1 protein-coding gene is annotated in these 1,519 nt (G+C 63.3%); it reads left to right on the forward strand.

Translation table 11 applies throughout. The annotated features are described in order from the left end of the window. Window positions 1–77: 77 nt before the first annotated feature. On the forward strand, window positions 78–1,409 hold the full coding sequence (locus tag YUU_RS0145885; protein ID WP_051390292.1) for an IS1182 family transposase: 1,332 nt from the start codon (window positions 78–80) through the stop codon (window positions 1,407–1,409). The last annotated feature ends 110 nt before the right edge of the window (window positions 1,410–1,519 follow it).

The following is a 1,519-nucleotide window of genomic DNA, read 5'->3' on the forward strand; positions in this document are numbered from 1 at the left end:
CCTACGAGGCTGTGACTCTTTTCGTATCGAGCGTCAGGTGGATATGATTCTCTAAGCAGATTGATTTGCTGGAGAGAATGATGGCTGACGATAGACTTTTTGGCGAGTTGCCGGAACAGTCGGCGCCACGAACCGAAGCAGTGCCGCGGGGAGCACCTCGGCTGCGTGAGCCCTTGCGCGACCAGGTCGAATTGCGGGCGGTCGATATCGACAGCCTGATCGGGCAGGATCATCCTGTGCGGGTAATCTGGGCCTATGTTGAAGGGCTCGACCTGAGCGAGTTGGAGGATCGGGTCAAGGCGCGCGAGAATCGGCCGGGTCATCCGGCGCCATCGCCACGGTTGCTGCTGGCGCTTTGGCTGTACGCGACGAGCGATGGTGTTGGCAGCGCGCGGGCGCTGGACCGGCTCTGCGAGAGCCACGACGTATACCGCTGGCTCTGCGGCGGCGTGTCTTTGAACTATCACACGCTGTCGGACTTCCGGGTCGGCTGTGCCGACCTGCTCGACCGTTTGCTGGTCGAACATCTGGTGGCCCTGAACGAGGCAGGGTTGGTCGATCTGGAGAAGCTGACCCAGGACGGGGTGCGGGTACGGGCGAGTGCGGGGACCGGATCGTTCCGCCGGGAGGCGACGCTGGATCGGCAGATGGCACAGGCCGAGGCCGTGGTGGAGGAGCTAAAGCGCGAGGTCGATGCGGATCCGGAAGCCAGCAATCGGCGTATCCGGGCCGCCAAAGAGCGCGCGGCGCGGGAACGCGGCGAGCGGGTGCAGGCCGCGCAAGCGGCGCTGGCCGAGATCAAGCGCAAGCGAAAGCAACTCGACGACAAGGGCGGCAATGGCAAAAAGCCAAAAGAGCCTCGGGCCTCTACCACCGACCCACAGGCACGGGTGATGAAGATGGCGGATACCGGCTTCCGCCCGGCCTACAATGTGCAGGTGGCTAGTGCAGCCGGCAAACCGATCGTGGTCGCGATCGATGTCGACAACAGCGGCTCAGATCGTGGCCTGATGCGACCAATGCTGGAGCGAACGCGCGCTCGGCTGAAGCGCTTGCCGCGCCGCTACCTCGTCGATGGCGGGTTCTGCAGCGGCGAGGACATCGAGTGGGCGCATGGCGAAGGCATCGAGGTTTACTGTCCTCCGCCCAAATCCAGGAGCGGCGTCGATCCCTTTTTACCCCGGAGTAGCGACGGTCCTGGAGTAGCAGCCTGGCGTGCTCGCATGGCCAGCGAAGCCGGCAAGGCACAGTACCAGGCCCGCACGATCTGCGAATGCATCCATGCCCGATGGCGGAACTGGGACCTCAGGCAATTGACCGTGCGCGGTATCGAGAAGGTCCGTGCCGTCGTGCTCTGGTACGCCCTCATCAACAACATCTTGCAGGGACACTATCTCGCTAAAGCATAGACCGTAGAAGCACACCGGACGGCCTGACGCCGCCGGCTCCTTGCCATCAAGGGGCGCTACCGCTCCTTGATGTCGAATGCAGAAAAGCGAATTGGCTCACACGCTCTACG

Origin of the sequence: Bradyrhizobium sp. Ec3.3, assembly GCF_000472925.1 — a bacterium.
Lineage (GTDB): Bacteria > Pseudomonadota > Alphaproteobacteria > Rhizobiales > Xanthobacteraceae > Bradyrhizobium.

What these genes read in the sequence shown, in the direction of transcription:
- YUU_RS0145885 (WP_051390292.1), top strand. Translation starts at nt 78, where the DNA reads ATGATGGCTGACGATAGACTTTTTGGCGAGTTGCCGGAACAGTCGGCG.